23 protein-coding genes are annotated in these 24,132 nt (G+C 69.5%); 9 read left to right on the top strand and 14 right to left on the bottom strand.

Features of this window, described 5'->3' with window-relative positions:
• Nucleotides 1-106 precede the first annotated feature (106 nt).
• Nucleotides 107-805 carry an aquaporin gene (locus AC27L4_RS24975; RefSeq protein WP_487145206.1) on the bottom strand — a complete coding sequence of 233 codons (699 nt, stop codon included), beginning with the start codon at nucleotides 803-805 and terminating at the stop codon, nucleotides 107-109.
• Between the two features lie 405 nt (nucleotides 806-1,210).
• Here AC27L4_RS24975 and katG point away from each other — a divergent pair, with 405 nt between their 5' ends.
• The 3 genes from katG (at nucleotide 1,211) to AC27L4_RS24960 (ending at nucleotide 6,136) form a co-directional block, all read left to right on the top strand.
• A complete protein-coding gene (gene katG / locus AC27L4_RS24970) occupies nucleotides 1,211-3,403 on the top strand; it encodes a catalase/peroxidase HPI (protein WP_487145205.1) in 2,193 nt (730 codons plus the stop codon).
• A 364-nt stretch (nucleotides 3,404-3,767) separates the two neighbouring features.
• Entirely contained in the window at nucleotides 3,768-4,175 is a 408-nt protein-coding gene (gene copM, locus AC27L4_RS24965; RefSeq protein ID WP_487145251.1) for a CopM family metallochaperone, read from the top strand.
• Nucleotides 4,176-4,273: 98 nt separating this feature from the next.
• Nucleotides 4,274-6,136 (top strand): ABC-F family ATP-binding cassette domain-containing protein, encoded by a 1,863-nt coding sequence (locus AC27L4_RS24960; RefSeq protein ID WP_487145204.1) that lies wholly within the window; start codon nucleotides 4,274-4,276, stop codon nucleotides 6,134-6,136.
• A gap of 15 nt (nucleotides 6,137-6,151) precedes the next feature.
• Here the strand turns inward: AC27L4_RS24960 and AC27L4_RS24955 are convergent, their stop codons facing one another.
• Both AC27L4_RS24955 and AC27L4_RS24950 read right to left on the bottom strand, forming a co-directional pair.
• Complete coding sequence (locus AC27L4_RS24955) at nucleotides 6,152-6,520, bottom strand: hypothetical protein (protein ID WP_487145203.1); 369 nt, start codon at nucleotides 6,518-6,520, stop codon at nucleotides 6,152-6,154.
• 51 nt (nucleotides 6,521-6,571) lie between these two features.
• Nucleotides 6,572-6,775, bottom strand: a complete 204-nt coding sequence (locus AC27L4_RS24950) for a hypothetical protein (RefSeq protein WP_487145202.1) — start codon at nucleotides 6,773-6,775, stop codon at nucleotides 6,572-6,574.
• Between the two features lie 100 nt (nucleotides 6,776-6,875).
• Between AC27L4_RS24950 and gcvA the strand changes: the two genes are divergently transcribed.
• Nucleotides 6,876-7,778: a transcriptional regulator GcvA gene (gcvA, locus tag AC27L4_RS24945; RefSeq protein ID WP_487145201.1), complete on the top strand. Its 903-nt coding sequence runs from the start codon at nucleotides 6,876-6,878 to the stop codon at nucleotides 7,776-7,778.
• A 27-nt stretch (nucleotides 7,779-7,805) separates the two neighbouring features.
• Here the strand turns inward: gcvA and AC27L4_RS24940 are convergent, their stop codons facing one another.
• Nucleotides 7,806-8,840 (bottom strand): transporter, encoded by a 1,035-nt coding sequence (locus AC27L4_RS24940; RefSeq protein WP_487145200.1) that lies wholly within the window; start codon nucleotides 8,838-8,840, stop codon nucleotides 7,806-7,808.
• A 182-nt stretch (nucleotides 8,841-9,022) separates the two neighbouring features.
• Between AC27L4_RS24940 and AC27L4_RS24935 the strand changes: the two genes are divergently transcribed.
• The gene (locus AC27L4_RS24935; RefSeq protein ID WP_487145199.1) at nucleotides 9,023-9,787 is read left to right on the top strand and encodes an SDR family NAD(P)-dependent oxidoreductase; all 765 of its coding nucleotides are present in this window, start codon (nucleotides 9,023-9,025) and stop codon (nucleotides 9,785-9,787) included.
• 140 nt (nucleotides 9,788-9,927) lie between these two features.
• Here AC27L4_RS24935 and AC27L4_RS24930 read toward each other — a convergent pair whose 3' ends face one another.
• Nucleotides 9,928-11,034, bottom strand: coding sequence for a hypothetical protein (locus tag AC27L4_RS24930; RefSeq protein WP_487145198.1), 1,107 nt, complete (start codon nucleotides 11,032-11,034; stop codon nucleotides 9,928-9,930).
• Nucleotides 11,035-11,230: 196 nt separating this feature from the next.
• Between AC27L4_RS24930 and AC27L4_RS24925 the strand changes: the two genes are divergently transcribed.
• Entirely contained in the window at nucleotides 11,231-11,716 is a 486-nt protein-coding gene (locus tag AC27L4_RS24925; protein WP_487145197.1) for an NUDIX hydrolase, read from the top strand.
• A gap of 4 nt (nucleotides 11,717-11,720) precedes the next feature.
• Here AC27L4_RS24925 and AC27L4_RS24920 read toward each other — a convergent pair whose 3' ends face one another.
• The gene (locus AC27L4_RS24920) at nucleotides 11,721-12,353 is read right to left on the bottom strand and encodes a hypothetical protein (RefSeq protein WP_487145196.1); all 633 of its coding nucleotides are present in this window, start codon (nucleotides 12,351-12,353) and stop codon (nucleotides 11,721-11,723) included.
• A 430-nt stretch (nucleotides 12,354-12,783) separates the two neighbouring features.
• Here AC27L4_RS24920 and AC27L4_RS24915 point away from each other — a divergent pair, with 430 nt between their 5' ends.
• Entirely contained in the window at nucleotides 12,784-12,963 is a 180-nt protein-coding gene (locus tag AC27L4_RS24915; RefSeq protein ID WP_487145195.1) for a YjiS-like domain-containing protein, read from the top strand.
• A gap of 261 nt (nucleotides 12,964-13,224) precedes the next feature.
• Here the strand turns inward: AC27L4_RS24915 and AC27L4_RS24910 are convergent, their stop codons facing one another.
• From AC27L4_RS24910 to AC27L4_RS24875, 8 genes are all read right to left on the bottom strand, one after another.
• Complete coding sequence (locus tag AC27L4_RS24910) at nucleotides 13,225-14,724, bottom strand: aldehyde dehydrogenase (RefSeq protein ID WP_487145194.1); 1,500 nt, start codon at nucleotides 14,722-14,724, stop codon at nucleotides 13,225-13,227.
• A gap of 31 nt (nucleotides 14,725-14,755) precedes the next feature.
• A complete protein-coding gene (locus AC27L4_RS24905) occupies nucleotides 14,756-15,808 on the bottom strand; it encodes an Ldh family oxidoreductase (protein WP_487145193.1) in 1,053 nt (350 codons plus the stop codon).
• 27 nt (nucleotides 15,809-15,835) lie between these two features.
• The gene (locus AC27L4_RS24900) at nucleotides 15,836-16,657 is read right to left on the bottom strand and encodes an ABC transporter permease (protein ID WP_487145192.1); all 822 of its coding nucleotides are present in this window, start codon (nucleotides 16,655-16,657) and stop codon (nucleotides 15,836-15,838) included.
• Entirely contained in the window at nucleotides 16,644-17,411 is a 768-nt protein-coding gene (locus tag AC27L4_RS24895; RefSeq protein ID WP_487145191.1) for an ABC transporter ATP-binding protein, read from the bottom strand. The genes AC27L4_RS24900 and AC27L4_RS24895 overlap by 14 nt, the downstream gene beginning before the upstream one ends.
• A 110-nt stretch (nucleotides 17,412-17,521) precedes the next feature.
• The gene (locus AC27L4_RS24890) at nucleotides 17,522-18,541 is read right to left on the bottom strand and encodes an ABC transporter substrate-binding protein (RefSeq protein WP_487145190.1); all 1,020 of its coding nucleotides are present in this window, start codon (nucleotides 18,539-18,541) and stop codon (nucleotides 17,522-17,524) included.
• A 50-nt stretch (nucleotides 18,542-18,591) separates the two neighbouring features.
• Complete coding sequence (locus AC27L4_RS24885; RefSeq protein ID WP_487145189.1) at nucleotides 18,592-19,815, bottom strand: UxaA family hydrolase; 1,224 nt, start codon at nucleotides 19,813-19,815, stop codon at nucleotides 18,592-18,594.
• A complete protein-coding gene (locus AC27L4_RS24880; RefSeq protein ID WP_487145188.1) occupies nucleotides 19,808-20,104 on the bottom strand; it encodes a UxaA family hydrolase in 297 nt (98 codons plus the stop codon). The genes AC27L4_RS24885 and AC27L4_RS24880 overlap by 8 nt, the downstream gene beginning before the upstream one ends.
• Before the next feature lie 8 nt (nucleotides 20,105-20,112).
• A complete protein-coding gene (locus AC27L4_RS24875) occupies nucleotides 20,113-21,075 on the bottom strand; it encodes a dihydrodipicolinate synthase family protein (RefSeq protein ID WP_487145187.1) in 963 nt (320 codons plus the stop codon).
• A 294-nt stretch (nucleotides 21,076-21,369) separates the two neighbouring features.
• On the opposite strand from AC27L4_RS24875, the gene AC27L4_RS24870 reads away from it, so the two are divergent.
• Together AC27L4_RS24870 and AC27L4_RS24865 are read left to right on the top strand one after the other, a co-directional pair.
• A complete protein-coding gene (locus AC27L4_RS24870) occupies nucleotides 21,370-22,482 on the top strand; it encodes a GlxA family transcriptional regulator (protein WP_487145186.1) in 1,113 nt (370 codons plus the stop codon).
• Between the two features lie 221 nt (nucleotides 22,483-22,703).
• A complete protein-coding gene (locus AC27L4_RS24865; RefSeq protein WP_487145185.1) occupies nucleotides 22,704-24,053 on the top strand; it encodes an extracellular solute-binding protein in 1,350 nt (449 codons plus the stop codon).
• The last annotated feature ends 79 nt before the right edge of the window (nucleotides 24,054-24,132 follow it).

Genomic DNA, 24,132 nt, shown 5'->3' with positions numbered 1-24,132 from the left:
GCAATCGGTTGCGCCGACACCGAATGCGTCCACGCCGCCACAAAAACCCGGGGACGCGGCAGGAGCGTCCCCGGGGGAGATCGTGCGTCTTGACGGCGCGCCGGGCTCAGTCCTCGGCCAGGGCCTTGGACTGGAACAGGAGGCCGGCGATGATGGCGCCGATGATCGGCGCCAGGATGAAGAGCCAGAGTTGGGAGAGGGCTTCGCCGCGCACATAGAACGCAGGCGCTATGCTGCGCGCCGGATTGACCGAGGTGCCGGTCACCGGGATCAGCACGATGTGGATGATGACCAGGGTGAGGCCGATCGCCAGGCCGGCGACCGGCGTGGCGCTCTTCTTCTGGGTCGAACCGAGGATCACGACGAGGAACAGGAAGGTGCCGACCACCTCGGCGACGAAGGCGCCGACGACGCCGAAGCCCTTGACCGGGTCATACATGTTCTGGCCGAGGCCCGCCGTGGCGATGTCGTAGCCGCCCGCCTTGGAGGACAGGATCAGGGCGAGGAAGCCGCAGCCGACGAAGGCGCCGATCACCTGGCCGATGATGTAGCCGGGCAGCTCCGAGGCCGGCATGCGGCCGGCGACGACCATACCGACGGAGACGGCGGGATTGATGTGGCAGCCGGAGATCGGGCCGATGGCATAGGCCATGGCCGTGACCGAAAGCCCGAAGGCGAAGGCGATCGGCAGGATGCCCAGCGGCGAGGACGCCAGGGTCGGTCCGAATCCGCCGAGCACGACGGCGCCACAGCCGATGAAGCACAGCGCAGCCGTGCCCACCAGCTCCGCAAAATACTTTTTCATGACATCAGTCTCCCCAAAACCGGAGGCCCTCGTTGCTGGCGCGGCGCCTCACCGGCAAAAGCGGCACGCGAATCTCTCGCGCACGCAAAGTCAACATGGCAGGAAAACGGCCCGGCTTGGAGTCGCGACCGGCCCTTCCCCGAGTGTCCGGACGAGTTTGCTTGGCTGTTGCTTGAAACCACCGGATCGGCGCGGTCTTCGCGCCGATGGCGTGGCCCCGCCGAGCGGTGCCTCCGAGGGCGGGACGACCGCCACCTTGCGGCCACGCGCCGGCGGGACGAGCGCTGAGGCGCTCGGCCCGCCGGCCGGGCGGCGCAGGCGCAGCGGGACCGTGACAAAGTCGAGGCCAAGTGCCACAAGCACCGTCGGTAGCGCGGACCAGCCGACGCGCGACAGGAGGCAGACATGGACGCAAAAACGGAAGAAACCGGGGGCAAATGCCCGTTCACAGGCGGCTCTCGCGGCCGCGGCAACCGCGATTGGTGGCCCGACGCGCTCGATATCGAGATGCTGCATCGCAATTCCGGGCTGTCCGATCCGATGGGCCGGGACTTCGACTACGCCAAGGAGTTCCTGACGCTCGATCTCGACGCGGTCGTCAAGGATCTCCACGCCCTGATGACGGATTCGCAGGACTGGTGGCCGGCCGATTTCGGCCACTATGGCGGGCTGATGATCCGCATGGCCTGGCACAGCGCCGGCACCTACCGCATCACCGACGGACGCGGCGGCGCCGGCGCCGGCCAGCAGCGCTTTGCGCCGCTCAATTCGTGGCCGGACAACGCCAACCTCGACAAGGCCCGGCGTCTGCTCTGGCCGATCAAGCAGAAATACGGCCGCAAGATTTCCTGGGCGGATCTGCTGGTCCTGGCCGGCAACGTCGCGCTGGAGTCGATGGGCTTCAAGACGTTCGGCTTCGCCGGCGGGCGCGCCGACGTCTGGGAGCCCGAAGAGCTCTACTGGGGCCCGGAGGGAACCTGGCTGGGCGACGAGCGCTACAGCGGCGAGCGCCAGCTCGCCGAACCGCTCGGCGCCGTGCAGATGGGCCTCATCTACGTCAACCCGGAAGGACCGAACGGCAAGCCGGATCCGGTCGCGGCGGCCAGGGACATCCGCGAGACGTTCTTCCGCATGGCGATGAACGACGAGGAGACGGTGGCGCTCATCGCCGGCGGCCACACCTTCGGCAAGACCCACGGCGCCGGCGACCCGTCGCTGGTCGGGCCGGAGCCGGAAATGGGCGCCATCGAGGACCAGGGCCTCGGCTGGAAGAGCAGGTACGGCACCGGCCACGGGGCGGACGCCATCACCGGCGGGCCGGAAGTGATCTGGTCGCAGACGCCGACAAGGTGGAGCAACCACTTCTTCGACAACCTGTTCAAGTATGAATGGGAGCTGGTGAAGAGCCCGGCCGGCGCGTGGCAGTGGCAGGCGAAAGGCGCGGACGCCTCGGTGCCCGATCCCTTCGATCCGGCGAAGAAGCGCGTGCCGACCATGCTGACCACCGACCTGTCGCTGCGGTTCGACCCGGCCTACGAAGCGATCTCGCGGCGCTTCCACGAGCATCCGGACGAGTTCGCCGACGCCTTCGCCCGCGCCTGGTTCAAGCTCACCCATCGCGACATGGGCCCGGTCGCCCGCTATCTCGGCCCGCTCGTGCCGAAGGAGACGCTGATCTGGCAGGACGCCGTCCCGGCGGTCGACCATCCGCTGATCGACGACACGGACGTCGCCGCGCTGAAGGAGAAGATCCTCGCCTCCGGCCTCACCGTGCCGCAGCTCGTCTCGACCGCCTGGGCCTCGGCCTCGACCTTCCGCGGCTCCGACAAGCGGGGCGGCGCCAACGGCGCCCGCATCCGCCTGGCCCCGCAGAAGGACTGGGAGGTGAACCAGCCGGCCCGGCTCGCGACGGTGCTCAAGGCGCTCGAAGCGATCCAGCAGGCGTTCAACGCCGGCCAGGCTGACGGAAAGAAGGTCTCGTTGGCCGACCTGATCGTGCTCGCCGGCAATGCCGCGGTCGAAAAGGCCGCCAGGGACGCCGGTGTCGAGGTGAAGGTTCCCTTCTCGCCGGGGCGCACGGATGCGACGCCGGAGCAGACAGACGTGCAGTCCTTCGCGCCGCTCGAGCCGCGCGCCGACGGCTTCCGCAACTATGTCGGCGGCAAGCCGCAGTTCCTGAAGCCCGAGGAGGCGCTGGTCGACCGGGCGCAGCTCCTCGGGCTGACGGGCCCCGAGCTGACGGTGCTGATCGGCGGGCTGCGCGTGCTCGGCGCCAATGCCGGCGATTCCAGGCATGGCGTCTTCACGCAGACGCCCGGCCGGCTCAGCAACGACTTCTTCGTCAACCTGCTCGACATGGGGACCCAGTGGAGCCCCGCGCCCGGGCAGCAGGGCGTCTACGAGGGGCGTGACCGCAAGACCGGCGCGCTGAAGTGGACCGGGACCCGGGTCGACCTCGTGTTCGGCTCGCATGCCCAGCTTCGGGCCTTCGCGGAAGTCTATGCCTGCGCGGATTCGCGGGAGAAGTTCGCGAAGGACTTCGCTGCGGCCTGGGCGAAGGTGATGGACGCCGATCGCTTCGACCTCGTGCGCCGCTGAGCAGGTTCTCCCGAACCGGCTCGCACGTGTGAGTCTGGGCAGACTTGATCTTGCATTGAAGAATGCAAGATCAAGCGTGGCGAAAACCACGGGAAGCTGCCTGGCGCGAGCGCTCGGCTTCGCGCTGGGCGGGCACCGACGCCGTCGCCGGCATGAGGCCGGCGACGGCGGATCCGTCCCGGCCCGTGGACAGCATCGGCGCGGGGCCCGGACGACGGCGGCGCCATGCCCTGATCACGCCCGCGACCAGCATGGCGCCGAGCCCCGATCCGGACGTCGATCCGTGTCGCCGCCGGGCGGAATATCGCCGGCGCGGAAGGTTCTCCCCGAAGCCGGGGCGATGCCCGGCAACAAAGGTTCGAACATGACTCCCTTCACTGCAGGAAACCCGCTCAAGGCCCTGGCGATCGTTGCTCTTCTACTTGGATCGACGGCCGTTCCCGCCCTCGCCGAGGATATGCAGAGCATGCAGGGCCACGACATGCAGGGCCACGACATGGCCATGCCTGCCGATGGCGCGGCATCGACCAAGGCCTATCAGGCTGCCATGGACGCGATGATGAAGGCGATGATGACGCCCTATAGCGGCAATGCCGACGTCGACTTCGTCCGCGGCATGATCCCGCACCACCAGGGCGCGATCGACATGGCCAGGATAGAGCTGCAATACGGCAAGGACCCGGCGATCAGGAAGATCGCCGAAGCCGTGATCAAGGCGCAGGAGGAAGAGATCGCGGTGATGAAGGCCTGGCTGGAGAAGCACGGCAAGTAGGCCGCACGAGCCGCCTTTCCGGCGCCGGCGGCGGCAAAAGCCGGTCCCTGCCGGCTGTTGCCGTTGCCCGCGCCGGCGCATCGTGCCAAAAGCCGCGCATGCTGCACGTCAATGGTCTCACCTATCGCCTCGGGCCGCGCGTCCTGTTCGACAACGCCACCGTGGCGCTGCCGCCGAATGCGCGCGTCGGCTTCCTCGGGCGCAACGGCACCGGCAAGACCACCCTGTTCCGCATGATCATGGACGAGGTCTCGCCGGATCTCGGCACGGTCTCGGTGCCGCGCGGGGCTCGGATCGGTCGGGTGGCGCAGGAAGCTCCCGGCGGCCCGGAAAGCCTGATCGCGGTGGTGCTGGCCGCCGACGAGGAGCGTACGGCGCTGCTGGCCGAGGCGGAAACCGCCACCGATCCGCACCGCATCGCCGAGATCCAGACCCGCCTCGTCGACAAGGGCGCCCACGCCGCTCCGGCCCGCGCCGCCTCGATCCTGGCGGGCCTGGGCTTCGACCACGCCGCGCAGCAGCGCGCCTGCTCGGAATTCTCCGGCGGCTGGCGCATGCGCGTGGCTCTGGCGGCGCTGCTGTTCACCGAGCCGGACCTGTTGCTGCTCGACGAGCCGACCAACTATCTCGACCTCGAAGGCACGCTGTGGCTGCAGGACTACCTTGCCGCCTACCCCCATACCGTTTTGGTGATCAGCCACGACCGCGACCTCCTCAACGCCTCGGTCGATTACATCATGCACCTCACCGAGGGCCGGCTCGAGCTCTATCGCGGCGGCTATGACGGCTTCGAGAAGCAGCGGCGGGAGAAGCAGGCGCTGTCGCTGAAGCTGCGGAAAAAGCAGGAAGACCAGCGCCGCCACATCCAGGCCTTCATCGACCGCTTCAAGGCCAAGGCTTCCAAGGCCGTGCAGGCGCAGTCGCGCATGAAGATGCTGGCGCGGATGGAGCCGGTGGCGGCCATCGTCGACAGCGAGGTGGCGCCGTTCAACTTCCCCGCCCCGGCCAAGGCGCTGTCGCCGCCGATCATCACCCTGGAAGGGGCGAGCGCCGGCTATGGCGAGCGCACGGTGCTCTCCAGGCTCGACCTGTCGATCGACAACGAGGATCGTATCGGCCTGCTCGGCTCCAACGGCAACGGCAAGTCGACCTTCGCCAAGCTGATCGCCGGCCGGCTGGCGGCGATGGGCGGGCGCATGCAGCGCGCCAACGCGCTGAAGGTCGCCTATTTCGCCCAGCACCAGCTCGACGAACTCAACCCGAAGGCGACCACCCGGGCGCATGTGGCGGAGCTGATGCCAGGTGCGACGGAGCCCCAGATCCGCGCACGTGCTGCGCAGATGGGCTTTTCCGGCGACAAGGCCGATACGCCCGTGGAGAGCATCTCCGGCGGGGAGAAGGCGCGGCTGCTGATGGGCCTGGCCACTTTCGGCGGGCCGCATCTGCTGATCCTGGACGAGCCGACCAACCATCTCGACATCGACAGCCGCGAGGCACTGGTGCAGGCGCTGAACGACTTTCCCGGCGCCGTCATCCTGATCAGCCACGACCGCTACCTGCTCGACGCCTGCGTCGACCGGCTCTGGCTGGTGGCGAGCGGCACGGTGAAGCCGTTCGACGGCGACATGGAGGAGTATCGCAGGCTGGTGCTGGCCACGCCCGCCGCCGACAGGGGCGAGAAAGGCGCGAGCGCCGCCGAGCGGCGCAAGACCGCGGCCGGCAAGCGCGCCAACGCCGCCTCGAGCCGCGACAAGGTCCGGCAGATCGAGGCGGCGATGGAGAAGCTGCAGGCGATCATCGACGACCTCGACGAGAAGCTGTCGAAGCCCGGCCTGTTCGAGCGTGCGCCGGAAAAGGCTGCCGAGATGGCGAAGGCCCGGGCGACGGCGACCGAGCGCCTGACCCTGGCCGAGGAGGCGTGGCTCACGGCCAGCGCCGAGCTTGAGGCTGCCGAGGCGTAGCGGCCGCCCCCCTCGTCAATGCAGGAAGGCGGGCCGCTCCGGCGGCTGGTACAGGGCATCGGGGCTGATGCCGTCGTCGGAAAGCAGCAGGCGGATGGCGGAGAAACGGTCGCACTCCCGGGCGAAGTCCTCGGCCATCTCCTCGTCGGCCTCGTCGGCGAGTCGCGCCGCGGCGAAGCGGTCGGCGGCGGCGGCCATGCCGGCAAAGGCCAGGGCGGTCGAGGCGCTGCGGAACAGGGTGGTGTCCTCGGCAGAGATCTCGCCGGTGTCGAGATCGCGTGCCTGGACGAGGAAGCCGTCCGTCCCCGCGATCACCTCGTAGCGCCAGCCCTGCCCTTCATTGGTTGCGATCAGCATCGCCGCCTCCCGGATCATCTGGTCCATGAGGCGAGCATGCGCCGGCGAACCGCGATCCGATGTGCGATGATGCACCGCTCAGCCCAACCGCTCCGGCCGGCGCAGGGATGGACCGCGGCCGTCGCAGAGGCCGATGTCGCGCAGGAGATCGGCCGGCGCGGTGTCGAGGTCGATATGGTTCACCGCGCCGCGCCGCCGGAGGGCGGCGCCGATCCCGGCGAGCCGGTTCCACCAGGCCCGGAGGCTCGGCGCAGGCGTCGAAGGGCAGGTCGTGTCGGTCATGGTCTCGATCCGAAGAGGCTTGGATGTCGTGACACGATGCGCCGGGTCCGGCTTGCCTTCCAATCGAATGTCGAGCATCATCCATAAGCTGGACTGATGCATGAGCACCGACCTCCCTCCCCTGTCCGCGGTTCGCGCCTTCGAGGCCGCGGCCCGCCACCTCAGCTTCACCCGGGCGGCGGCGGAGCTCGGCATGACCCAGGCAGCCGTCAGCTACCAGATCAAGCTGCTGGAGGAACGGGTCGGAGCGTCGCTGTTCCTGCGGCTGCCGCGCAGGATCGCCCTGTCCGAAGCCGGCAAGCGGCTGGCCCAGCCGACCAGCGAGGCCTTCGACCTGCTGCGCGGCGCCTTCTCGGCAGCGCGCGAAGCCTCCGCGGGCGTGCTGAGCATCACGGCGGTGACGACCTTCGCCACCAACTGGCTGGTGCCGCGGCTCGGCGCCTTCCAGTTCGCCCATCCACGCCTGGCGGTGCGTCTCGACACATCACACAGGCTTATCGATTTCAGCCGCGAGGAGTTCGATCTCGCCATCCGTACCGGCGACGGAAGCTGGCCGGGCCTCGCCACGCACGCGCTGCTGCGCGCCCGGTTCACGCCCATGCTCAGCCCGGATCTGCTCGGGCGCTCGGGCGGCCTCGCCTCCCCGGCCGACCTCCTCCAGTTGCCGATCATCGGCGCCAGCGACCCGTGGTGGAGCCTCTGGTTCGCCGCCGCCGGGGTGCCCGACGCGAGGCTGGACTGCCAGCCGGACCTGCAGCTCGGCTCGCAGCAGCTCGAGGGCAGCGCCGCCATCGCCGGCCAGGGCGTCGCCATCCTGACACCGGCCTTCTTCGCCGCGGACCTTGCGGCCGGACGCCTGGTGCAGCCCTTCGATCTGGTACAGGACGATGGCTGCCACTACTGGCTGGTCTATCCGGAGGCCCGCCGCAACGTGCCGAAGATCCGGCTGTTCCGCGACTGGCTGCTGGCGGAGGTGGCGGCTGCCGGGCTGGCCGCGGCCTGACCGGGGCTCTGCCGAAGCGCCGCCGGATCAGAGCCGCAGACCGGCCCCGATCCGCCGCAGGATCCAGTAGAACAGCGCCGTCGCGGCCACGCCCATGACGAAGACGATCCAGAAGCCGCCGGGCGATTCCAGGAACGGCAGGCCGTGCACGTTCATGCCGAAGATGCCGGAGATCAGGCTGCCGGGCAGCAGCAGCGCCGTCATGGTCGACAGGGCCCGCAGGGACCGGTTGGTCTCGTCGGCGAGGCGCGCCGTCACCTCGTCCTGCAGCAGCTTGGCGCGGTCCTGCACGCCGAGAATGTCCTGGTCGAGCGATTCGAGGCGCGAGGCAAGGCGCCCGGCATCGATGCGCAGCGCCTGGTCCGCTTCCTCCTCGCGCTCCTCCCAGTCGCGGAACACGCCGGCGAGCGAGGCGAGCTGGCGGTGCAGCCGCACCGAGGTGCGGCGCACCGGCATCAGGCGGGCGCGTTCGCTCTCCACCATGTCGGCGACCACATGGTCCTCGATGCGGTCGAGCTCGTCGGTCATCGAGGCCGAGAGGCGGGCCACCGCGTCGCAGAACCGGTCGATGATGGCTTCGATCAGGCCGCTGGCGCCCTTCGGGGCCAGCCCCTTGTCGACGGCCTGGCGGATGTCTTCCACCGAACGCAGGGGATGGCGCCGGCCGGACACCACCAGCCGCTCGGTCAGCGCGAAGCGCAGTCGCGACACGTCCGGCGTCGTCCGCTCGAGATCGTGCTCGAAGTCGGCGAAGACGCCGAAGATCGCATTCTCCGCCGCATCGACGCCGAGCTGCTCCTCGCTCGACACCAGGCGGGCGCGCGCCGGCTCGGGCAGCTGGGTCAGGCCGCCGATATAGGTGCGGGCGAGCTTGTCGGTCAGGCTGAAATGCAGCCAGAGCCAGCCGTCCTCGGTCGCCAGCGCCGCCGCCACATCGGCCATGTCCAAGGCCTCGGCCTCGTAGCCCTCGCGAAACCGATAGGCCCAGACGAGTCCCGGAATCGCCACCGGCGCGAAACGATCGCCCGGCAGCCGGGCATGCTGTGGAGTGATCTGGACCATGGCGCACCGACCGGATTAGAGCGGCTATATGACGTTTGCGTGACCCGCGAAAGAGCGCGTCCCGGCCGATCCCCGACCTCATCCCCAACCCTGCCATTCCGCCCGTCAAGGCTGCGTCCCGGCTTTGACGCGGCGGGCATTTGCCCCTTATTGTCTTACAAAACAACGAAGGGGGAAACGTCATGTCCAAGCTGTTCGATCTCACCGGCCGCATCGCGCTGGTCACCGGTTCCAGCCAGGGAATCGGCCTGGCGCTGGCCCGGGGCCTGGGCGAGGCCGGCGCCGAGGTCGTCGTCAACGGCCGCGATCCGGCCAAGCTCGACAGGTCGGCGGCGGAGCTTCGAGCGGGCGGCCTCACCGTCCACGCAGCCCCCTTCGACGTCGGCGAGCCGGAGGCCTGCGCCGCGGCGGTCGCCCGCATCGAGGCCGAGGTCGGGCCGATCGACGTCCTGGTCAACAATGCCGGCATCCAGCGCCGCGCCGCCTTCGTCGACTTCCCGGCCGAGACCTACAAGGAGGTGCAGCGCATCAATGTCGACGGGGTGTTCTTCGTCACCCAGGCGGTGGTGCGCGGCATGGTGGCGCGCAAGCGCGGCAAGATCGTCAACATCTGCTCGGTCGGCAGCGAGCTCGGCCGCGCCACCATCATCCCCTATTCCACCTCCAAGGGCGCGGTGCGGATGATGACGCGCGGCCTGTGCGCCGAGCTCGCCCGGCACAACATCCAGATCAACGGCATCGGGCCCGGCTATATCGAGACCGAGCTCAACACCGCGCTGATGAACGACAAGGCCTTCTGCAGCTGGGTCGAGGCCCGCACCCCGGCGGGGCGCTGGGGCACGGTCGACGAGCTGATCGGCGCCTGCGTCTTCCTGTCGAGCCGCGCCTCCGACTATGTCAACGGCCATATCCTCTATGTCGACGGCGGCATGACGGCGGCGGTGTAGGAGCCTGCCCCGAAAGCCAGCGGCGGAGGATCGCCCGGAGCGGTCTCCCGTGGCTGTCGCCACCGGAGACTGCTCGGATTCATCGGTGCAAGCAGGTTCAGGAGAACCTGCTTGGGGATTTTCGTCGATCCGGCAGGGGCCTATCCCGCCAGGAACGCCGCATCGTAGGGAAGGTCGAGCTCGGCGCCACGCTCGTCGCGGACGAGAAGGCCGGCGCCGCCGGGCTGCACGGAGGCGACCGGCCCCCATCCCTCCGGCACCGGCAGGGCGCCGATGACCTGACGGACCTCCAGCACGCCGTCCGGCCTCAGGTCGAAGGCCGTCGGCACGCCGGAGCGGCTGAGCGGGTTGTCGGCGATCGACGCGGCATGGCCGTAGCCCGACCAGCAGCGTGCATCCTCGATGCCAAGCACGGCGACATGGCGGCTGCTCCAGGGCGGATAGAACCGGCCGCCATTGCTCATCCACAGAAGCGTCACCGGCAGCAGCGCCGGGTCCTTCAGCACCAGGAGGAGGTCCTGCGTCTCCTGGCGCACCGCCGCCGTCCAGCCCAGCGGGCTGCCCGCGGCCTCGACCAGCATGAGGAAATCCTCGTGCCGCTCGGCAAAGGGGTAGCGACGCAGGTCGGCCGTGCCGCCCTCCGCCAGGGGCAGGGCCGAGAGATCCTCGCTGCGCGAGGGGTAGGCGAGCACGCCGCGCCCACGGGCCGGATCGCTCTCCAGCGCCGTGCTCGGCATCTCGGCATAGGCCTTGGCCGAGAAGCTGAGCAGGCCGCCCCGGGGCAGCCGGGTGTTGACGTGATGCGCCGCGGTGATCGCCCCGCTCCCGCCCTCGAAGAGATGGCGCTGATAGAGGAAGGGATGGCCGTCGCGCAGCGTCAGCTCCTTGACGAGACGGGCGCCGAACACCGGCTTGCCGAGCACGAAGCGCCCGGTCACCCCGCCGGCGGGATGGACGCGCTCCTCGATCAGGCTCCAGGGGCTGTTGGCGGGCCAGCCGTGCGGCGGCGCCGGCTCGACATCGTTGCGGCCGAAGGGAGCGCAGAGGAAGTCGCCGCCGAGGGCCATCACGTTCGGCGCCGTGTCAGGCTCGGCCTGCGCCTGCGGCTCGTCGGCCCAGGGCGCCAGATGCAGCGGCGCGGCCGTGCGGCCGTCGCGCCGCACCTCCAGGCCGCGCAGATGGCCGACGGACAGGTCGAGCGAGACCGAGATGCCCGCCGCAGCCAGAGTGTGGAACCGTCCGCTCATCCGTGCCTCGCCGCTGGCTGCCATGGGATGCGGCGACAGGCCGGTCTTCCGCGCCCGGACGGCGCGCCGCACGATCGGCCGGGCGGGTCGGCAAGGAGGCTGCCGCAGCAGGGGTCGTACCGCAAACAGCCGGACATGCGCGACTGCTTCTATACTCGGCCAAACTAGTCAGACCCAGGACGATTCGCGACAGAAGATGCCCAGGACTCCCACCGGCAAGAAACGCGGAGGGGACGCCGCCACGCCCCTTCGACAGGTCGCGGCCCTGCCGATGCGCGAGCGGGACGGCCGCCTCGAAGTGTGCCTGATCACCACCCGCGACAGCGGCCGCTGGACGGTGCCGAAGGGCTGGCCGATGAAGGGCCGCAAGGACTTCACGGCAGCGCGGATCGAAGCCGAGCAGGAGGCCGGGGTCACCGGCCGGCCGGGCAAGAAGCCGATCGGCTCGTATCAGTACTGGAAACGCCGCGGCGACGGCGCCGACCTCGTTCGCGTGGCGGTCTATCCACTCGACGTGACCGGTAGCCTGCCGGCCTGGAAGGAACAGGCCGAGCGCCAGGTGCGCTGGGTCGCCCCGGGCGACGCGTCCGTCGTGGTGGAGGAGTCGGGCCTCGCCAGCCTGCTGCTCAGGGTCGACGCGGAGGGAGATGCCATCCTCGCGTCCCTGTCGAACGAGGATTAGGGCGTCAGGCGCCTTGCTTCTTCGAGCACGTCCACGCACCGCCGGTTGCCGGCGTGCAATAGAGGGTGACGCCGGCGATCGCCCGCTTGAGGGAACGCATCGGCCGCCAGTAGCAGCGCTTGCCCTTCTCGGGGGCGCAACGCGTGTCGACTCCGAGGCCTTCGATGGACGTCAGGCGGTAGAGCTTGTTGCCGACCATGAAGGACGCCCGGTCGCGGACCTGCACGTCCTTCGGCACCTTGAGGGTCACCGGATCACCGTCCGCCGCGGACGCCGTATCCGACCCCGCATCGGGAGTCGCCGGATCGGCAGCCGCGGCATCGGCCGCGGCCGGACGCTCCGGCGGGACCGTGACGTCGACCTTCGCCATGTCGATCGGCTTGGCCTCGACGGGCGGCGGGGCATCGTCGGGGCCTGCATCGGCGCCGGCGGCAGGGTCGGCTTCATCGCCGGGCGTCGGGATGACGACCGGCGCCTGGCCGCCTTCGGACGGCATCGGAATGGAGACGGTCGCGATGTTGCGCGTCGCGGGCATGTGAGGCGGAGCGGGCGCGGCCGGCGAGGCGCCCGCCGGCTTCGCGGCCAGGGCACCGGCAGGCGCGACCGACAGTGATGCCAGAGGCTGCTGCTTCACCATGTCCCAGCTTTGCTGAAAGAAGACCGGGAGCGGCTGCAACTCCGCGGCGGCGGCCGGACCGGGGGCCGCCCAGCCACATGCCGCGAACGCACAGGTCAAGACCGTCCAAAAGCGCATTCAAGCATCCCTCTGTCGTCGCGTCTGCGCCCAGAACCACGCGACATGACCCTACCCTGCCAGACCTCGGCCCAGCATGCCAAGCGAAAGCCCTAATTCATAAACAAGGCAATAGCGCGGCTGCTTCGTGGCCGACGAAGAACCCAACGTCAGGGTCATGGTAGCCGGAAACGGGCCCATCAGCCATGCAGCCCCGTCTTTGCTGCACTGCAACCAAGACCCTAGGCAAGCCGGCGGGTGCGTGCGAGGCTACTGGACAGTCAGGGAGGAGTTGGATTGTCGCCAGCAGGCGACGCGTTGAAGGACCACCATCATGTTTCTTGCCAGCATCATCGCCCACATTCATGACCGCCTCGCCAGGCGCCGCCGCTACCTCAGGCTGGTCGCTGAAATCCAGAGCCTGACCCCGCGCGACCTTGCCGATATCCGCGGCAACACCAGCGACATGCTCGAGGCCGCCTGGGAAGAGGTTTACGGCGCCAAGGCCGCCTGACGCTCCGGGACGGAGCGAGCATCCGGCCTGTGCGAACGGGCACGGCCCCGGTGGCTTCGTCGGCGCAACCTGCCGGCAAGTGATCCACCTCGAGCCGGCCCGCCGCCACGACCGCCCTCTTCGCCGACGCACGCTTCGCCATCGCCGTCACCCATCTCACGATCGCGGCGGCTTTCGCGATCGGCCTGGGGCCGGCCGCGCTGCTCTGACCAGCCGCCGGGACTGCCGCTTCCTCCGGGTGCCCGACTTCGGATCCGGCGCTCAGCGCAGCGACACCCAGATCGTCTTGGTCTGCAGATACTGGTCGACCGCTTCGGTGCCGTTGTCGCGAGCCAACGAACCCGAGCGCTTATAGCCGCCGAACGGCGTCGTCACATTCCCCTCGGTGAAGCCGTTGATCGCCACCGTGCCGCAAGGCAGCCGCCTGGCAAGGTGGAAGGCCTTGTCGATGTCGCGGGTGAAGACGGTGGCGTGCAAGCCGTAGTCGGTGTCCCGGGCAACGCGCAGCGCCTCCTCGAGGCCGCTGACGCCGATCACGCCCAGCACCGGGCCGAAGATTTCCTCGCGCGCCACGCGCATGCCGGGCTCGACCCCGTCGAACACGGTCGGGTCGACGAAGCTGCCGGCAAGGCCGGCGCTCGGCCCGCCGCCAGCGAGCAGCCGCGCGCCCTCCCGCCTGCCTGTCTCGATATAGGACAGGACGCGCTGCTGGTGCTCGACGCTGACCATGGCGCCGAGATCCGTCGCCGGGTCGAGCGGATCGCCGACCCGCAGCCTCCGGGTCTTCGCCAGCACCCGGTCGAGGAAGCCGTCCTTCACCCGGGCATCGACGATCTGGCGCATGTTGGCCGAGCAGTTCTGGCCGCCGTTCCAGAAGGCGGCACTGACGGCGCTCGACACCAGCGCATCATCGATCTCGGCATCGTCAAGCACGATGAACGGGCTCTTGCCGCCCATCTCCAGGCCGACGGGCTTGAGGTTGCTCTCACTGGCATATTTCAGGAAATAGGCACCGACCTCGGTCGATCCGGTGAAGGAGACGACGTCGATGTCATCGTGACGACCGATGGCCTGCCCGGCGGTCTCGCCGAGGCCCGGCACGACGTTCAGCACGCCGGGCGGCAGGCCGGCCTCGACGGCGAGCTCGGCGAGGCGCAGGGCGGTGAGCGGCGTCTGCTCGGCCGGCTTCAGCACCGTCGAGCAGCCGGCCGCCAGGGCCGGGGCCAGCTTCCAGGCCGCCATCAGCAACGGGAAGTTCCAGGGCAGCACCAGGCCGACGACGCCGACCGGCTCCTTGACGATCATCGCCACCGTCTTCTCGCCGGTCGGCGCGACCTTGCCGAAGCTCTTGTCGGCCAGCTCCGCGTACCATTGGAAGAAGGTCGGCACCTCATGGCCGATCTCGTTGAGGCAGTCCTTGACGGTCTTGCCGCTGTCGAGGCTCTCGAGCACCGCCAGTTCCTCGGCGTTGGCCCGCACGAGATCGGCAAGGCGCAGCAGCACGGCCTTGCGCTCCTCCGGTGCGGCGCGGGACCAGGCGCCGTCCTCGAAGGCGCGCCGTGCCGCCCTGACGGCCCGGTCGACGTCGCCGGCGCGGCAATGAGCGACGAGACCGAGCGTGGCTCCGGTCGCCGGATCGACGGTCTCGAACACGCCGCCGTCGGCTGCAGCCTGCCAATCGCCGTCGATGAAGGCCTTGGACGGCAGCGCCAGGCCGCGGGCCAGGGCATGATACTGCGTTGCGGATTTGAGCTCGGTCATGACGAAGGCTCCGGCGTTCGCTGGGATGGGGTCAATCTGCGACCGGGCACGGGGCCGGCAGGCGGAAGCGGCCCGCCAGGCGTTCGAGATCGGCGACGATGCCCGGCAGCAGGGGCACTCCCTCCGCCAGTGCGGCACGCTTGCGGCCGAGGCCCGCCTCTCCCGGCAGCCGCACCCGCGGCTGGCCCGCCGGCACGCGGGCGGCGCGACAGGCGTCGGCGAGCCATCCGGTCTGGCGGAGGAAGCCGTCAAGTCCGCCGAACAGGGCCGGAGACAAGACCAGGACCAGCACCGAAGCGCCCCAATCCTTCGGCTCGTCCGCGCGGCCATAGCCGCCGAGGCCCTGGGTCAGGGCTTCGACCATCAGCGACAGGCCATAGCCCTTGTGGCCGTGGTCGACGCCGCCGACCGGCAGGATCGAGCCGCCCTCGCGCATCACCGCCGGGTCGTCGGTGCCCGCACCGTCCCGGTCCAGCAGCCAGCGGCCCGGCAGGCGCCCGCCGGCGGCACGGACGCGGCCGCACATCGCCGCCGTGGTGATCGAGGTCGAGACATCGACCAGGATCGGGTCGGGCCTGGCGGGGATGCCGGCTGCGATCGGGTTCGGCGTCATCACCGGCGTCAGCCCGCCGAAAGGCGCGACATGGCTGTCGCTCGGATCGGAGGAGAACACCAGCACCAGGTTGCCGCGCCGGGCCGGCTCCTCCAGGAAGGCGGCGAGGCAGGCGATATGATGGCTGCGCAGGACGGCGATCGCACCGAGGCCGAAGGCGGCGGCGCGCTTCTCCGCTTCCTCGACCGCCAGGGCCGTGGTCCACACCCCCGGCAGGCGGCGCCCGTCCCAGGTGGCGACGGCGGCGTGGTCCGCCACGACCTCGGGCCGGCCGACCTTCGCCATGGTACCGTTGTCGAGCTCCTCGACATAGTCGGCAATGAGGGCGAGGCCATGGGTCGTATGGCCGAGCAGATCCGCCTCGACCAGGCCGCGCGCGACCGCCGCGGCCGGCTCGGCCGGCAGGCCGGCGGCGGTGAGGATCGCCCCGGCGAGGGCCTCGAGATCGTGATGGGCGTAACGCTGCGACATGGACGGTCCTTGCGACTGGGCCCCGGCTCAATGCCGGCGGACGGAAATGTGCCAGGGGATGAGCAGGCGCTCGGCCAGCGTGACGCAGCCGAACAGGGCGAGGCCGAGCAGGGTGAGGAAGAAGATGCCGGCGAAGGCCAGGTCGGGCCGCATGTTGCCGGTGACGATCTGGATGTAGAAGCCGAGCCCCCGGTCGCTGCCGATGAACTCGGCGATGGTGGCGCCGACGGTGGCGTTGACGGCGGCATATTTGAAGCCGACGAAGCACTGCGGCAACGCCGCGGGCAGGCGCACCTTCCAGAAAGTGCGCAGCGGGCCGGCGCCGGTGGAGCGGCAGAAGCGGGTCAGCTCGTCGCTGAGGGAGCCGAAGGCGTGAATGGCGTTGAGGGCGACCGGGAAGAAGCAGACCAGCACCACGATGATCACCTTGGGCAGCATGCCGAAGCCGAGCCATGAGATGAACAGCGGCGCGAAGGCGATCTTCGGCACCATCTCCAGACTGACGAAGAAAGGATAGATCGTCCGCCGCAGCAGAGGCGAAAAGGCGATCGCCAGGCCGACCGGCACGCCCACCAGGATTGCCAGCACATAGCCGATCACGGTCTCCAGCCCCGTGACGGCAGTGTCGTTCAGCAGGCGCGGGATGTCCGCCCAGCCCTTGGTGACGATCTCGGTCGGTTTGGGCAGGATGTAGGCCGGCACCGAGAACAGCTCGACCGACCATTCCCACACCAGGAAGAAGCCGACGAAGAACAGCAGGAACGGCCAGGACCGGAGCAGCGCCGTGCCGAGCCGCGCCGCAAGGCGCGGGAGGGGGCCGGCAAGCGGAGGCGGGCTAGAGGACGCCATAGTCACGGAAGATCCCCTGGATGTCGTGGACGTAGCGCGTGAAGGCGGGGCTGCCCTTGGTGGCGAAATCGCGCGGCCAGGGCAGGTCGATGTCGATCATGCGCTCGATGCGTCCCGGCCGGGGCGTGATCACGCAGACCGTGGAGGACAGCTGCACCGCCTCCTCGATCGAATGGGTGACGAAGACCACGGTCGGTCGGCGCTTCATCCACAGCGCCTGCAGGTCGGTGCGGATGCTCTCGCGGGTCATGGCGTCGAGCTTGCCGAGCGGCTCGTCCAGGAGCAGCGTGTCGGGGTCGTGCACCAGCGCCTGGCAGAAGGCGGCGCGCTGCTGCATGCCGCCGGAGAGCTCGTGCGGGTAGCGCTCGGCGAAGCCGTCCAGCCGCACCGAGGCGAGCAGGTCGCGGATGCGACCGCGATGGGCGGCGGGATCGAGGCCGCGCAGCTCCAGCTGCAGCGCCACATTGCCCTCCACCGTGCGCCAGGGCACCAGGGTGTTCTCCTGGAACATGATGCCGATGCGGGTCTGCGGGGCGGCGACACGGGCGCCGTCGACCCGGATCTCGCCGTGGGAGGGATCGAGCAGGCCGGCGATCATCAGCATCAGCGTGGACTTGCCGCAGCCCGACGGGCCGAGCAGCGAGACGAAGCCGCCGGACGGAATGGTCATCTCGACCGGGCCGAAGGCGTGCACGGCCTGCGGCCCGGCCCCGAAGGTCTTGGTCAAGGCGCGGATTTCGATGGTCGCTCCCATGGGGCGTCGGTCGTCCCTGTGTCGTGATGGCGGGCCTTGCCGTCGCGCGGCTCGCGCCGGCCGACTGGCAGGAGAGTGCCCGAACGCCACCGCGGCCGGGCGCGGCGAAGCTAGGGCCTGGGCAGGAAATCGTTGGTGTAGAAGGCCGTGTCCGGCTCGGTCGTCTCCAGGCCGTTATAGGTCTTCATCAGCGCGATCATGTCGGCCCAATCGCCCGGGACATTGAGGCCCAGCACCCTGTCCTTGTTGGCCTTGGAGTAGAGAACGTCGAGCGTGACCTTCTGCACCGCCAGTGCCTGCTTCTTGCCGGCCTCCTCGTTCATGGTGCCGCCGACGATGTCGCCGAGCGCGTCCACGGCAGCCTGCGGGTCCGCCTCCGCCGCCTTGTAGGACTTGATGGTGGCAGCGACGAAGCGCTTCACCAGGTCAGGATTCTCGGCGATGGTCTTCTTCGAGGCGACGATGCAGTAGCCGACCTGGTTCACGCCGAAGTCCGAGTAGGCGAAGGTCACCGGCGGCGCGCCGCCATTGGCGATGATCTCCGCCGGTTTGTCGTCGAGGCCGCCGAGGATGCCGACCGAGCCGCCCGCGCCCTGCAGATAGCTGGAGACGAGGGCACCGTCCGGCACGTTGGTGATGCCGACATCGGCCTCGGACAGGCCGGCATTCTTGAGCACCAGCGGCAGGAAGGTGTTGACGCCGGCATTGGCCGTGGTCAGCAGCTTCTTGCCCTTGAGGTCGCCGATCTTGGCGACGCCGGCATCCGGCCGCACGATGACAGCCTCCGTACCCATGGCGTCGATCACCGCCACCGAGACCAGCGGCGCGCCCTTGGCGGCCAGGTTCACCAGGCCGGCGCAGGAGCCGTAGGAGAAGGTGCTGTCGCCGTTGGCGACCAGCCGATGGGCGGACCCCGAGCCGTTGCCCGAGCGGATGTCGAGGTCGATCCCGGCATCCTTGAAATAGCCCCGGTCCTTGCCGAGGGCGAAGGCGGCGTGCGAGCCGTACCACATCCAGTTCAGGCGCAGCCGCACGCTGTCATTGGCCTGCGCCGCGCCCATGGACGCGAACGTCGCGGCGGCAAAGGCGGCTGCGGCCGCCCGCTTCTTCCAGCTTCCCAGTCCGGTCATGACGATCCCTTCCCATTCGTGTTCTTGACACTCACCGCCACACGGACCGCTCAGACCGGCAGGCAACCGGGGCCGAGCGGCTCATAGGTCTTGTAGGACAGGACGAACTCCTGGTGGCCGAGCGCCTCCGACTTGGTCGGGACACCGCCGGCGGCAGCGACCACGGCGTCGAGAAGGTGACGCCCGACATCCTCAACGGTCTCGACGCCGTCGGCGATGGTGCCGCCGTTGACGTCCATGTCTCCGGCCATGCGGGCGAAGACGCGGCTGTTCGAGACGCCCTTGACCACCGGCGCCAGCGCCTGCCCGACCACCGAGCCCGCCCCCGTGGTGAAGAGGATGAGGTGGCAGCCGCTCGCCACCATCTCGGTGATGGTCTGGGTGTCGTTGATGTTGGGGATGCCGAAGCGCACCGGCCCGTCATTGACGGTATCCATCAGGTAGAGGCCCGGCCCGGGCGGCCGGACCCCCGGCTTCAGCACGCCCGCGATCGGCCGCGAGCCGCTCTTGGCATAGGCGCCGAGCGACTTCTCCTCCAGCGTCGACAGGCCGTACTTGATGTTCCCGCCGCCGAAGCTGCCGTGGCCGAGGTCGCGGTAGTAGCTGTCGGCCTTGGCGACGGCCTCGCGCAGGGCCTGCGCCAGCTGCGGCGAGGCGGCGCGGCCGGCCATGTGCTCCTCGCAGCCGATCAGCTCGCAAGTCTCCTCGAACATCACCGTGGCGCCGGCATCGACCAGCAGGTCGACGGCATGGCCGACCGCCGGGTTGATGGTGACGCCGGAAAGCCCGTCCGAGCCGCCGCACTTGGTGCCGACCACCAGGTCGGACAGCGCGAGAGGCACGGTCGGCGCGGCCCGCAGCAGCGGCAGCTGCGCCTCGATCCAGGCACGGCCGTCGGCGACGGTGGCGGCCGTGCCGCCGCATTGCTGGATGGTGAGCAGCTCGACCGGCCGGCCGGAAGCCTCGATCGCCGCCTTGAGGCGGCTGCGCTGGAATTCCTCGCATCCCAGCGACACCAGCAGCACGGCGCCGGCATTGGGATGCGTTGCAAGGTCGGCCATCACCCGGCCGGCGTATTCGCTGGGGTAGCAGCCGGGAAAGCCGATGAGCTGCACGCCCTCCTCCTCGTAGGGCGTCGCGATCTTGCGGGCGACGTGGTGGGCGCATTCGACGAGGTAAGCGACGAGGAGATAGTTGCGGATGCCCTTGCGCCCATCCGCCCGCGGAAAGCCGCGCATCCGGCCGAGGGCCGCTGCCCGGGAGAGGTCACTCATAATGATCCTCGTCATTGTTGAGATAGCGGCTGGCGACGTTGTGGACATGCACCAGGCGCCCCGCCGCGATCGGCACCGTGGCCACCGCGACAGGCATGCCGAAGCGGATGACGGGCTCGTCGGCATCGATGTCGCGCAGCGCGATCTTGTGTCCCTGGGGGATCGCCTCCAACGCCTCGAGCGCGCGGCCGGCCAGGCTGTGGGCGCGGCTGCCGGCCGCGATGTCCCGCAACGCGATGCCGACATTGTCCGCCGCCGCCAGGACGACCATGTTCGCCGCTGCCGTCATGATCCGTCTCAAGCCTCCACCAGGTTGGGCGCGCCGATGCCGCGCAGCATGGCCAGGGTCGCGGCCCGGTAGCGCTCGCGCACGTCCCGCGTCGGCGGGCGGCAGCGGCTCGACGGCAGGCCGACCAGCTCCATGCACAGCTTGTCGAGATAGCCGTCACCGCTGGTGAAATCGCGCTCGATCTCGACCCAGAGCTTGTAGAACGGCATGGCCTCCTCGACCAGCATGCGCGCCACCTCCGGATAGTTTTCTGCCCGGATCTCGCTCATGAGCTTCAGGCCCCAGGCCGGCCAGAAGTTGCACAGATGCACCTCGAAGGCCCGGGCGCCGAGAGCCGGCATGGCGCTGAAGGCGAAGAAGAGATTGTTGTCGATGATGGTGAAGCGGCGGGAGAAGCGCGCCGTGACGCTCTCGAACTCCATGGCGTCGGTGCGCGGCGTCGCCCATTTCAGGCCGACGACATTCGGGATCTCGGCCAGGCGCTCGACCATGGCGAAGGACAGGTTCGTCGTGGTCCAGAACGTGTTGTAGACGATGATGCCGACATTGGGCGCGGCGGCCGCCGCCGCGCGGACGAAGGCCTCGAAGTCGCCCTCGGTATGGGTGAAGTAGAACGGGCAGGACACCTGGATGAAGTCCGCCCCGAGCCGCTCGGCCGCCTTGGCCAGGCGAACCAGCTCCAGCGTGCTGGTGGTCTGGGCTCCCATGGCTACCGGCACCCGGCCGGCCACCTCCTCGATCACCACCTCCGCGACGCGCACCCGCTCGTCGAAGGTCATGGTGGAGAAGTCTCCGGCCGCGCCGCCGGCCAGGAAGACCGCGTTCTCCGCATCGAGGCCGCCGGCGACCAGGAAGCGCACATAGGCGCGCAGCGCCTCCTCGTCGACCGGAAAGCCCTCGACGTCGCGAAACGGCGTCGGTACCGTGACGTAGCAGCCCTCGAGCTTCTTCTTCAAAACGTCGGTTTGCACGTCCAATCCTCTTTCCCATGCGGGTACGCCGGCGCCGGCCGCAGGACGGCACCGCGCCGGCCGGCATGGCCGGGCGCGTTCACGGGCGGGCGAGCCGCCGTGCCTGGTGTCCCTTCATGTCAACGGGTCGGTGGCGCCGGTCGCCGCGGCGGCGAGCCGGGCGCATCCGCGAATGTTTGACCTGCGATCATAGTTCACGCCGTCGCGCCAAAAGAATTGACAAGGACGGACTTGATTTTGACGTTTATGGACAGAGCCATTGCACCTGCCGCCACGCCCCCGAGGGTTGCCGCCATGACCGAGAGACCCGTGACCGCCACGCCCGCCGACCCGGCCATCCCCTCGTTCAACCTCATCCTCCAGCCGGAATTCCCCCTCAATGCCCTGGTCCTGGCCAGCGAGGCGCTGCGCATCGCCAACCAGAACAGCGGGCGCGAGCTGTTTCGCTGGCGCTTCGTCTCGGAGGACGGCCAGCCAGTGCGTGCCAGCAACGGCCTGTGGATGTCCGCCGACGACAGCCTGCAGACCATGCCGCCGGCGGATTTCTACCTCGTCTTCGAGGGCAACCTGCCGATGCAGCGCAACTCCCCGAAGCTCCTGAACCAGTTGCGCACCGCCGCCCGCTTCGGCGCGACGATCGGGGCGATCGACACCGGCACCTTCGCCCTCGCCCAGGCCGGCCTCGTCGACCGCCGCGCGGTGGTGCTGCACTGGGAGGCCGTGCCGACCTTCAGGGAGCGCTTCCCCGATATCGGCGTGCACGGCCAGATCTACATGATCGACGGGCAGCGCATCACATGTGCCGGCGGCGTGGCGACGCTCGATATGATGCTCGACCTGATCGGCCGGCTGAAGACGCCGACGCTCGCCAACGAGGTCGCCAACGCCCTGGTCTATGCGCCGCGCGCGGCCGCGGCACCGCAGCGCCTCGACGACCGGCCGCGGCCGGCCAAGCGCGCCCTCGCCGACCGGATCGTGGCGCTGATGGAGCGCAACCTCGACTTCCCGCTGTCGCTGGAAGACATCGCCACCCAGTTGGAGGTCTCGCACAAGACGGTGCTGCGCGAATGCCGCCGCAGCTTCGAGGAGACGCCGATGCGGCTCTACCTGCGCATCCGCCTGCAGGCTGCGCGCAACATGCTGTTCTATGAGGAGTTCGGCATCAAGGACGTGGCGACGGCCTGCGGCTTCTCCTACCCGTCGGTGTTCTCGCGCGCCTTCCACGCCCAGTTCGGCATGACGCCGCGCGAGTTCCGCGCGTCCCTGCGTCGCCAGCAGAACCAGGCCTATCGGCCCGAGGTGCGCCGCCTTTCGACGAGCGGCCCCGGGGAGGCCCGCGAAATGTCCACGGACGCAAACTACGAGTCTATTTCGATCAAGTCAGAACCGGATTCTGGTCCACTATAGCATCACCAATGGATGAGGCCGGCGGGTAGTCCGGCTTGCGTATGTGACGCCCATTGCGACCCGATCGAGACCGACCTCGGCCTTTCCCCGCAGGAACGTGCGTTCCCGCAGGCGGCATGGCCTTGCCGAGCGCGGCGGCCGGCCTCGATCGAACGGACAGCGGACATCGCGACGACTTCGGTCCAACGCGAGCAGAACGACACCAGTCGGGAGGAAGAACCATGAAGATCGTCACCGAACCGGCAGCCGGGCCCGTGCGCGGGCCATCGCGGCGCCAAGTCCTGGCAGGCGCCGGCGCGGCCGCGGCGCTGGCCGCAGGCGCGCCCTTCATGGCCGCGAGCCCTGCCGTCGCCGCCGGTCCCATCGAGCTCGTCCACTGGAGCTGGCTGGCGGCCTCGGACGGCGAGGTCTGGGCCAAGATGATCGCAGCCTTCAACGACGCCCACAAGGACAAGGGCGTGCAGATCCGCATGGAGCTGGTGCCGGAGGAGCAATACGTCACCAAGGTGCTCGCCGCCGCCGCCACCGGCAAGGCGCCCGATTTCGGCTGGGGCACCGCCGGCAAGGCCGCCGCCCTCGCCCGCGACGAGGTGACGGTGCCGCTCGACGACATTGCCGGCAAGGTCGGGCTCGACCTCGCCGACTTCAGCGCCGCCTCGATCACCGCCTCGCGCTACCCCAAATACGACAACAAGCTCTTCATGATCCCGATGGACCTGATGAGCCTGCAGCCCGAGATCAATCTCGACATCGCCAAGGAGGTCGGCCTCGACCCGGCCAAGCCGCCGCATGACGCCAAGAGCCTGATGGAGTGGGCCACCGCCATGGCCAAGACCGAGGGCGGCAAGGTGACGCGCTCGGGCATCATGATGACCGGCGCCGGCGTGCAGCCCACCGTCACCTGGGGCATCATCGCCGCCCAAATGGGCTTCCGGCGCGCCAGCGACGATCTCAAGACGGCCTGCGTCAACCCGGAGGCGGGCAAGCAGGCCATGCAATGGGTGCTCGACCTGTTCGACAAGCACAAGGTCTCCACCCGCGACGTCACCGACCGCTACAAGGCCTTCGGCACCGGCCAGGGCGGCATCTTCTGGACCGGCCCCTGGACGCTGAACGGCTATCTCGGCCAGAAGCTCAACTTCCAGACCTCGCTTTTCCCCAAGGTCGGCGAGACGCTGCGCACCTATCTGGAGATCGGCGGGCTGGAGCTCTATGCCCAGGCCGACCAGAGCCGCTACGAGGCGACGCTCGCCGCCGTCAAGTGGCTGTCGGACAACAGCTTCCTGTGGACCACGATCGGCCGCGGCGCCTCGCCGCGCAAGTCGATCCTGGCGCGGCCGGACTACAAGACCGCCGGCGCGCCCTGGTCCGTGCGCGGCGCCTTCGTCGAGGGCATGGCCTTCGCCACCGAGGGCGAGATCCCGGTCGTCGCCGGCCCGGACTTCACGATCTACAGCGGCGGCAACTTCCTGGCCAAGACGCTGGACGGCGTCTGGTCCGGCCAGACCACGATCGACCAGGCGATGGCGGCGCTGCAGGAGCAGTGGCAGCGCGGCCTGGACGAGGGCTGAGCCCCTCTCCTTCCTTCGGCGGCGCCCTGCCCGGGGCACCGCGCCCTTCCAGGACCCGAGCCGTCCCCGGCTCCCGGCA

It is taken from the genome of Labrys sp. Lb11, assembly GCF_057554225.1.
Note: the sequence above shows the minus strand (reverse complement) of the source record. Positions and strands in the feature narration are given on the sequence as shown.

Coding starts and splice junctions, on each gene's coding strand:
- AC27L4_RS24975 (WP_487145206.1), bottom strand. CDS start 805: ATGAAAAAGTATTTTGCGGAGCTGGTGGGCACGGCTGCGCTGTGCTTC.
- katG (WP_487145205.1), top strand. CDS start 1,211: ATGGACGCAAAAACGGAAGAAACCGGGGGCAAATGCCCGTTCACAGGC.
- copM (WP_487145251.1), top strand. CDS start 3,768: ATGACTCCCTTCACTGCAGGAAACCCGCTCAAGGCCCTGGCGATCGTT.
- AC27L4_RS24960 (WP_487145204.1), top strand. CDS start 4,274: ATGCTGCACGTCAATGGTCTCACCTATCGCCTCGGGCCGCGCGTCCTG.
- AC27L4_RS24955 (WP_487145203.1), bottom strand. CDS start 6,520: ATGGACCAGATGATCCGGGAGGCGGCGATGCTGATCGCAACCAATGAA.
- AC27L4_RS24950 (WP_487145202.1), bottom strand. CDS start 6,775: ATGACCGACACGACCTGCCCTTCGACGCCTGCGCCGAGCCTCCGGGCC.
- gcvA (WP_487145201.1), top strand. CDS start 6,876: ATGAGCACCGACCTCCCTCCCCTGTCCGCGGTTCGCGCCTTCGAGGCC.
- AC27L4_RS24940 (WP_487145200.1), bottom strand. CDS start 8,840: ATGGTCCAGATCACTCCACAGCATGCCCGGCTGCCGGGCGATCGTTTC.
- AC27L4_RS24935 (WP_487145199.1), top strand. CDS start 9,023: ATGTCCAAGCTGTTCGATCTCACCGGCCGCATCGCGCTGGTCACCGGT.
- AC27L4_RS24930 (WP_487145198.1), bottom strand. CDS start 11,034: ATGAGCGGACGGTTCCACACTCTGGCTGCGGCGGGCATCTCGGTCTCG.
- AC27L4_RS24925 (WP_487145197.1), top strand. CDS start 11,231: ATGCCCAGGACTCCCACCGGCAAGAAACGCGGAGGGGACGCCGCCACG.
- AC27L4_RS24920 (WP_487145196.1), bottom strand. CDS start 12,353: ATGGTGAAGCAGCAGCCTCTGGCATCACTGTCGGTCGCGCCTGCCGGT.
- AC27L4_RS24915 (WP_487145195.1), top strand. CDS start 12,784: ATGTTTCTTGCCAGCATCATCGCCCACATTCATGACCGCCTCGCCAGG.
- AC27L4_RS24910 (WP_487145194.1), bottom strand. CDS start 14,724: ATGACCGAGCTCAAATCCGCAACGCAGTATCATGCCCTGGCCCGCGGC.
- AC27L4_RS24905 (WP_487145193.1), bottom strand. CDS start 15,808: ATGTCGCAGCGTTACGCCCATCACGATCTCGAGGCCCTCGCCGGGGCG.
- AC27L4_RS24900 (WP_487145192.1), bottom strand. CDS start 16,657: ATGGCGTCCTCTAGCCCGCCTCCGCTTGCCGGCCCCCTCCCGCGCCTT.
- AC27L4_RS24895 (WP_487145191.1), bottom strand. CDS start 17,411: ATGGGAGCGACCATCGAAATCCGCGCCTTGACCAAGACCTTCGGGGCC.
- AC27L4_RS24890 (WP_487145190.1), bottom strand. CDS start 18,541: ATGACCGGACTGGGAAGCTGGAAGAAGCGGGCGGCCGCAGCCGCCTTT.
- AC27L4_RS24885 (WP_487145189.1), bottom strand. CDS start 19,815: ATGAGTGACCTCTCCCGGGCAGCGGCCCTCGGCCGGATGCGCGGCTTT.
- AC27L4_RS24880 (WP_487145188.1), bottom strand. CDS start 20,104: ATGACGGCAGCGGCGAACATGGTCGTCCTGGCGGCGGCGGACAATGTC.
- AC27L4_RS24870 (WP_487145186.1), top strand. CDS start 21,370: ATGACCGAGAGACCCGTGACCGCCACGCCCGCCGACCCGGCCATCCCC.
- AC27L4_RS24865 (WP_487145185.1), top strand. CDS start 22,704: ATGAAGATCGTCACCGAACCGGCAGCCGGGCCCGTGCGCGGGCCATCG.